Origin of the sequence: Streptomyces sp. H27-H5, from assembly GCF_026627505.1 — a bacterium.
Taxonomy (GTDB): domain Bacteria; phylum Actinomycetota; class Actinomycetes; order Streptomycetales; family Streptomycetaceae; genus Streptomyces.
On the sequence record NZ_JAPNLK010000093.1, the window covers coordinates 24623 to 31673 of the forward strand.

Here is a 7051-nt window from a genome sequence, read left to right on the forward strand (position 1 = left end):
CGCCCTGGTCACGGGCCCCGGCGGTGGCTGTCCCCGGCGTGGGTCCGGTGGGCGACCGAGGGCGCCGCGCAGTCGTCGCAGCAGAGGGCCCCGGTCGCGGATCACTGCTCGCTCCTCGTGGTGCGGCGGGCGTCCCCGCGCTCGGCCTTGGTGCGCCGTCCGGGTGGGCGGCCGGCTCCGACCGGTCGCTTGCGTCGGGGCTCCCTGCGCCGTCGTTCCTCGCGCAGGCACTGCCGCAGACCCTCCGGGTCGATGCCCTCGTTGCAGGCGTGGTGGAGCAGTTGGGCGAAGCGGTAGTCGGCGTCGGCGCGCAGGGCCAGGTCGAGCGCGATGCGGGCGGTCGGTTCGTCCCCGGTGGACCAGGAGACCCATCCGGCGAGGGTGAGCGGGGCCGCGGCGTGCTCGGCGTAGATCCCGACGCAGCGCCGGGCCAGGGCGCGCCACAGGCGCAGCGCGGGCCCTGCCTCCTCGCCCTCCATCCATTCGGCGGCGATGTCGCGAATCTCTCGGTCCTGCAAACCGATGATCACGGCGGCCGCCTCGTCGTGTCCCAGCAGCGCGTCGTCCCGGTCGTCCCCACCGGAGCCCGTCTCGGCAGGCGGGGGCGACGTCATGCGCCGCATGAGGGTCCGGGCCAGGGTGATGGTCTCGGCGCCGATCTCCTCGCGCGTGGCTCCGTCGAGGATCTTCGGCACCAGGGCGACGGAGGCCCGTTCCAGGGCCGCTTCCTGTTCCCTGGCCGCTGCTCCGCGCAGTGGGGTCAGCCTTCCCTCGATCTCCTTCAGGGAGCCCCTGACCTGGAGTCCGGCGAAGGTGGCGGCGGCAGCCATCACGGAGGTGCCGGGCATGACCAGCGGGTTGCCCTCGGCCGGGCAGCAGCGCGCGTCGGGGCAGACGTAGGACCAGTAGCGGCCTTCGGAGAGGCACAGGGCCTCCAGGACGGGCACGTCCAGCGCCCCGCAGGCCACGCGGAGTCGTTGGGCGAGGGGCCGCAACCGAGTCATCACGCGCTGTCCGCTCTCTCCGTCGCGCGGATCCTGGCAGAGGAAGACGACGATGCCGTCGGGCTTGCCGCCGCGTCGTTCGCTGCCCCGGACCAGGGTTTCGGCGACCTGTCGGGCTGTTTCCTCCCATTCCGTCGGAGCGGCGGGAATCCCGACGCGCAGCCGACCGCCGAAGCGCCCGCCCTCGCCGTGGACGGCGACCATGACGAGGGAGTCGGTCGGGTGGAAGCCGAGCATGTAGGGCAGCGCGTCGGCCAGTTCCGCCGGGCTGCGCAGGGTGATCTGGGATTCGATGGACGGTCCGGACGGGCCCCCGGACGGCTGGTCGGACGGGCTTGGTACCGCGTGGTTGGTCGTCATGCGTCGACGGTCCCGTGCGGGGGCGAATCGCGAAACCCCTGTGGATAACTCCCCGAATCAGACCTAACTGGTCCAATCTTCAATATCCACAGGCCGGGGCCGGCATTGGCGCGATGTCGGCGCCATCAGGTTGCATGGGGGCATGAACCCAGACCTGAGGTCCTCAGCCGATTCCGTACTCGCCCGCCTGGTGGGCGATCCGACGGGCACCGCTCGGCTGCGCGAGGACCAGTGGCGGGCGATCGAGGCCCTCGTCGCGCACAAGCGGCGAGCGCTCGTGGTGCAGCGCACGGGGTGGGGCAAGTCCGCCGTGTACTTCGTCGCCACTTCCCTCCTGCGGGCGAGCGGCGCCGGCCCCACCGTGATCGTCTCGCCGCTGCTCGCGCTGATGCGCAATCAGGTCGAGGCCGCCGCCCGGGCCGGCATCCGCGCCCGCACGATCAACTCGGCCAACCCCGAGGAATGGGAGGGCATCCAGGCCGAGGTCGCCGCCGGCGAGGTCGATGTCCTGCTGGTGAGCCCCGAGCGACTCAACAACCCGGACTTCCGCGACCAGGTCCTCCCCAAGCTCTCGGCCGCGACGGGCCTGCTCGTGGTCGACGAGGCCCACTGCATCTCCGACTGGGGCCACGACTTCCGCCCCGACTACCGCAGGCTGCGCACGATGCTGGCCGATCTCCCTCCGGGGGTTCCGGTACTGGCCACGACCGCCACGGCCAATGCCCGGGTCACCGCCGACGTCGCGGAGCAACTGGGCACCGGCGCCGGCACGGACGCGCTCGTGCTGCGGGGCGCGCTGGACCGGGAGAGCCTGAGCCTCTCGGTGCTCGCCCTGCCCGACGCCGCGCACCGGCTGGCGTGGCTCGCCGACCACCTCACCGACCTTCCGGGGTCCGGGATCATCTACACCCTGACGGTGGCCGCGGCCGAGGAGGTCACCGCCTACCTGCGCCACCGCGGTCACACCGTCTCCTCGTACACCGGCAAGACCGAGAACGCCGACCGCGAGCAGGCGGAGAACGATCTCCAGGCCAACCGGGTCAAGGCGCTGGTGGCCACCTCGGCCCTGGGCATGGGCTTCGACAAGCCCGACCTCGGCTTCGTGGTGCACCTGGGGTCGCCCTCCTCTCCCATCGCCTACTACCAGCAGGTGGGCCGCGCCGGCCGCGGCGTGGAGCACGCGGAGGTCCTGTTGCTGCCGGGCCGGGAGGACGAGGCCATCTGGCAGTACTTCGCCTCCGTGACCTTCCCACCGGAGGAGCAGGTCCGCCGCACCCTTGACGTGCTGGCCCAGGCGGGCCGGCCGCTGTCGTTGCCCGCCCTGGAGCCGCTGGTCGATCTGCGCCGCACCCGCCTGGAGACGATGCTCAAGGTGCTCGACGTGGACGGCGCGGTGCACCGGGTCAAGGGCGGCTGGACCTCGACGGGCGAACCGTGGGCGTACGACGCCGAGCGCTACGCGTGGGTGGCCCGTCAGCGTTCCGCCGAGCAGCAGGCCATGCGCGACTACGCGGCGACCGACGGCTGCCGCATGGAGTTCCTGCGCCGCCAGCTCGACGACGAGGAGGCCGCACCCTGCGGCCGCTGCGACAACTGCGCCGGGGCCCGGTTCACCGCCGAGGTCTCCGGCACGGCTCTGGACACCGCCCGGGGCGAGCTGGGGCGTCCGGGCGTGGAGCTGGAGCCGCGCAAGATGTGGCCGACCGGGCTCGTAGCGGTGGGCGTGGACCTCAAGGGCCGGATCCCCGCCGGAGAGCAGTCCGCCACCGGCCGGGCGCTGGGACGCCTCTCCGACATCGGCTGGGGCAACCGGCTCCGCCCGATGCTCGCCCCGCAGGCGCCCGACCAGCCCGTTCCGGACGATGTCGCGCAGGCCGTGGTGGCCGTCCTGACCGACTGGGCGCGGGGGCCGGGCGGCTGGGCCTCCGGGGCCGCGGACGCCCCCGCCCGTCCGGCGGGTGTGGTCTGCCTGCCGTCGCGCTCGCGTCCCCAGTTGGTCGGCTCGCTCGCCGCGCGGATCGCGGAGATCGGGCGGATGCCGTTGCTGGGCTCTCTCGCGTACACCGACCAGGCACCGGAGTTCGGTCTGCCTTCGTCGAACAGCGCGCAACGCGTCCGGGGGCTCCACCAGGCCTTGACGGTGCCTCCGGCCCTCGCGGCGACGCTGGCCGAGACTCCGGGTCCGGTTCTCCTCGTGGACGACCGCGCGGAGAGCGGTTGGACGCTCGCGGTGGCTGCCAGGCTGCTTCGCCGGGCCGGTGCGAAGGGGGTGTTTCCGCTGGTACTCGCGCTCCAGCCGTAACGGATGCGTCATCCTCGGCGTGGCGGGGCAAGGATATGAGCGGCATACCGGCGAATTCCGGTCGGCGGCCGCAAATGCTCATTGCCCCATCCTCGCGGGCCACGCGAGAATCGGAGTGCTCCCGCTCGGCTCGCCGGCACTCTCCAGGGCCGTGCTGCGGCGCGCCCGCATCCCAGCCGTGCCCGTACGCGGGCGTGTACCCGAAGGGAGGACCGTGACCTTCGGTTTCGCCCCGAGCTCCACCACGTCCCTGACAACGGCCACCGGCGGCGCCATCCGGCACGGAAGACTTCTCGAACCGGCCGAGTGGACGTCGGCGGGGGTACCCCTGCTGACCAATCCCCGCGAGATCGTCACCGGCCTGCACGCCCGGCACGGTCCGGTGCCGACCACCGCGGTGATCGCCGTCCTCGGTCCCGACGAACGCCTGGTCGCCAGCGCCTCGTTCGTCCAGCGGTCGGCCTCGGCGGACGGCTGGGAGTACCGCAACGCCCTACTGTCGCGGTTGCGCCGCGTGCTCCCGCACGACCTGCGTCGACGGACGCCGGTGCGGACGGCGGTGTTGATGTACTGCCGTGACGGCGACGAGCGGTGGACCGAGGAGGACGGGGCCTGGATGTGGGGGCTGCGCGACGCCTGCACGCTGCACGGGCTGCGTTGTGGCGCCTACATCACGCTGACCCCGGGCGGCTGGCAGGTCCTGGGTGAGGATCGTGGCGGGCGGCGGCCCGGATCGGACTCCCGGCCGGAGCCGCTGGGCTCGACCGTGGCGGAGTTCGCCCCGATGAGCCTGCGTACCGGCGGCGGCGCGGCCGAGGCGCTGCGGCGTACCGCCGCGCGCTGAATCGGCGTACCGCGGCGTCGCACGCCCGAGCACGGACCGCGTACCCGCGCGGCATCCGCGGGACCTAGGCATCCGCGCACCCGCGCCCTGCGTGCACCCGCGCTCGGGTCCGCGTACGCTGCGTGCGCGGACCCCACCCACCACAGACCAGTGGCCTGCGGCCCGGTGGGGTGCGCGCACGCGCACGCGGACGGGTCTACGGCTTCAGCGGGGCCGCCTCACGCGTGCCCCGCCCCCGTCCGCACCGGGGAGCGGGCGTCAGACGCCCGCGCCCAGCACGGAGTTGATCCGCTGCGCGTCGCCGCACACGATCAGCAGCGTGCCGGCCCGGGTGAGTGCGACGGGCAGCGTGCGGGCGGCGTCCTCGACCGATCCGCCGTTGACCGCGAAGACCACGACGGGGCGGCCGGCGGCGCGCTGGACCTGCGCCGCGTCCGCGTAGAAGACGTCGTCCCCGGCGTCGTGCTGGGCCCAGTACGCGGCCTCGCCGAAGGACAGTTCGTGCGCGGCCCACGGGTGCGGGTCGCCGGTGGTGAGCACCAGGATGTCGCCGGGCGCGCGCCCGGTGTCGAGCAGCAGGTCCACGGCCTCCTCGGCCGCGTCCAGCGCGCCCTCGGCGGATGCCGGGATCAGCTGGACCTGCGGGACCGCCTCGGAGACGGACGGGACGGGGGTCTCGGGGGCCGCGGGAACGGGTCCGGGGGCGGCCTGCGCCGCGCGCTGCGCGGGCGGGGCGGGTCGGACGGGACCGGGGCGTCCGGGCCGGGGTACGGCGGCGGGACGCGGACCAGGTACGGGGCGGGGGGTCTGCGCGGTGCGGCTCGCGGCCGGCGTGACGCGGGGACCCTGGGCACTCTCGTGAATCTGAGGCTCCTCGGTTGAGAGGCTTGAGTTGACATCTTTCAAACACCGGTACGAAACGTACCGGCGGGTGGCACGTGGACGCGATCAGAAATCGAACCCGAGTTGGCCTCCGTTTTCCAGCTCCACGCTCTCCTCGCTGCGCCGCACCTTTTTGAGGTGCCGCCAGCGGGGCAGCGCGTCGAGGTACGACCACGAGAGCCGGTGGTACGGGGTGGGCCCCAGCTCCTCCAGCGCCGCCCGGTGCACGGGCGAGGGGTAGCCGGCGTTGGCGGCGAAGGCGAAGTCCTCGATTCCGCCGCCTTGTTCGGCCAGGTCGGCCATCATCCTGTCGCGCCGGACCTTGGCGATCACCGAGGCGGCGGCAACGGCGACGCAGGACTGGTCCCCCTTGATCACCGTCCGGACCCGCCAGGGCGAACCGAGGTAGTCGTGCTTGCCGTCGAGGATCACCGCATCGGGTCGCACCGGCAGGGACTCCAGGGCTCGCACCGCGGCGAGCCGCAGGGCCGCCGTCATCCCGAGTGCGTCGATCTCCTCGGGGGAGGCGTGCCCGAGCGCGTGCGCGGTGACCCAGTCCTCCAAGACGTCGAGGAGCGCGTCGCGTCGCTTGGGGGTGAGCAGTTTGGAGTCGGTGAGTCCCGCGGGCGGCCGGCGCAGACCGGTGATCGCCGCGCACACGGTGACGGGACCGGCCCAGGCCCCTCGTCCGACTTCGTCGACCCCGGCTATGACCTTGGCGCCGGTGGTTGCACGGAGGGAGCGTTCAACGGCGTGGGTGGGTGCTTCGTACGGCATGGCGCCAGCAAGGGTACGCCGCCCCGCGCCCCCTGCACACCCCGCCCCGGGCCGGAGCGTGCGGCGAGACGGGTCGGGGCGTTCACGGTCGGAGCATCGGCACCACGACACGGTCGATCAGTTCCGCGATGTCCGGGTCCTCCCATTCGCTTCCGTACACCTTTGCGCGGTACATGAACATGGCCGGGATCACGTCGGTGACGAACGGAGCCGCCGCGTCCGCACGCACGTCGCCCCGCTTGATTCCACGTTCCACAAGATCCCTGATCAGGTCCTGAGCGGGTTCGTGCAACCCCTTCCAGATCACTCCCCGAAAGCGATCGGCATGGATGTGATCGCATTCGTGAAGCACCGCGCGCAAGGCCTCACCGGCCCGGGACCTCATCACGTCACGCATCCGCACACACAGACGGTGGAGGTCCTCGCGCACCGATCCGTGATCCTCGATCTCACCCAGTGACGGCAATCCGGCCCGCAGCACCTCCACGACCAGTTCCGCCTTCGACGGCCAGCGCCGATAGACGGCCGCCTTCCCGGTGCGGGCGCCCGCCGCGACGCCCTCCATCGTGAGCGCGTTCCAGCCGACGGTGCTCAGCTGCTCCAGGGCCGCGTCGAGAATCGCCCTTTCCAGCTCCGGACCCCGTCTGCGCCCCGGCGCGGCCTCCGACCAGCGTGAACCCGTCATGCCCCCACCTCCCACCGTCCCGTGCGTGCCCGTCGCACGAATTTTCAGCCTTAGTGAACGCTTGTGTTCACTAAGTGGTCTGCGTCGTAAGTCCTTCGGGGGTTGATCACGCGGCCTTGGCGGCGGAGGATTCTTCTGGGTGATCGGCGGTGTGCTGGTCGAGCCTGGCCAGGAGATCGTCCAGGTCGGAGGTGGTG

The 7051-nt window shown here is 72.6% G+C and carries 6 protein-coding genes; 2 read left to right on the top strand and 4 right to left on the bottom strand.

The window, feature by feature from the left end:
- Positions 1 to 101: 101 nt before the first annotated feature.
- Positions 102 to 1364, bottom strand: coding sequence for a DUF4192 domain-containing protein (locus OTB19_RS33530; RefSeq protein ID WP_267802479.1), 1263 nt, complete (start codon positions 1362 to 1364; stop codon positions 102 to 104).
- 142 nt (positions 1365 to 1506) lie between these two features.
- Here OTB19_RS33530 and OTB19_RS33535 point away from each other — a divergent pair, with 142 nt between their 5' ends.
- Entirely contained in the window at positions 1507 to 3666 is a 2160-nt protein-coding gene (locus OTB19_RS33535) for a RecQ family ATP-dependent DNA helicase (RefSeq protein ID WP_267802480.1), read from the top strand.
- 214 nt (positions 3667 to 3880) lie between these two features.
- A complete protein-coding gene (locus tag OTB19_RS33540) occupies positions 3881 to 4510 on the top strand; it encodes a hypothetical protein (RefSeq protein ID WP_053676301.1) in 630 nt (209 codons plus the stop codon).
- 258 nt (positions 4511 to 4768) lie between these two features.
- On the opposite strand, the gene OTB19_RS33545 is transcribed toward OTB19_RS33540, so the two are convergent.
- The 3 genes from OTB19_RS33545 to OTB19_RS33555 form a co-directional block, all read right to left on the bottom strand.
- Positions 4769 to 5416 (bottom strand): hypothetical protein, encoded by a 648-nt coding sequence (locus OTB19_RS33545; protein WP_267802481.1) that lies wholly within the window; start codon positions 5414 to 5416, stop codon positions 4769 to 4771.
- A gap of 42 nt (positions 5417 to 5458) precedes the next feature.
- Positions 5459 to 6169: a ribonuclease HII gene (locus tag OTB19_RS33550; RefSeq protein WP_267802482.1), complete on the bottom strand. Its 711-nt coding sequence runs from the start codon at positions 6167 to 6169 to the stop codon at positions 5459 to 5461.
- Between the two features lie 82 nt (positions 6170 to 6251).
- On the bottom strand, positions 6252 to 6854 hold the full coding sequence (locus tag OTB19_RS33555) for a TetR/AcrR family transcriptional regulator (protein ID WP_267802483.1): 603 nt from the start codon (positions 6852 to 6854) through the stop codon (positions 6252 to 6254).
- Between the last annotated feature and the right edge of the window lie 197 nt (positions 6855 to 7051).

Excerpts from the sequence above, each read along its gene's own strand:
- OTB19_RS33530 (WP_267802479.1), bottom strand. The coding sequence starts at position 1,364 with ATGACGACCAACCACGCGGTACCAAGCCCGTCCGACCAGCCGTCCGGG.
- OTB19_RS33550 (WP_267802482.1), bottom strand. The coding sequence starts at position 6,169 with ATGCCGTACGAAGCACCCACCCACGCCGTTGAACGCTCCCTCCGTGCA.
- OTB19_RS33535 (WP_267802480.1), top strand. The coding sequence starts at position 1,507 with ATGAACCCAGACCTGAGGTCCTCAGCCGATTCCGTACTCGCCCGCCTG.
- OTB19_RS33555 (WP_267802483.1), bottom strand. The coding sequence starts at position 6,854 with ATGACGGGTTCACGCTGGTCGGAGGCCGCGCCGGGGCGCAGACGGGGT.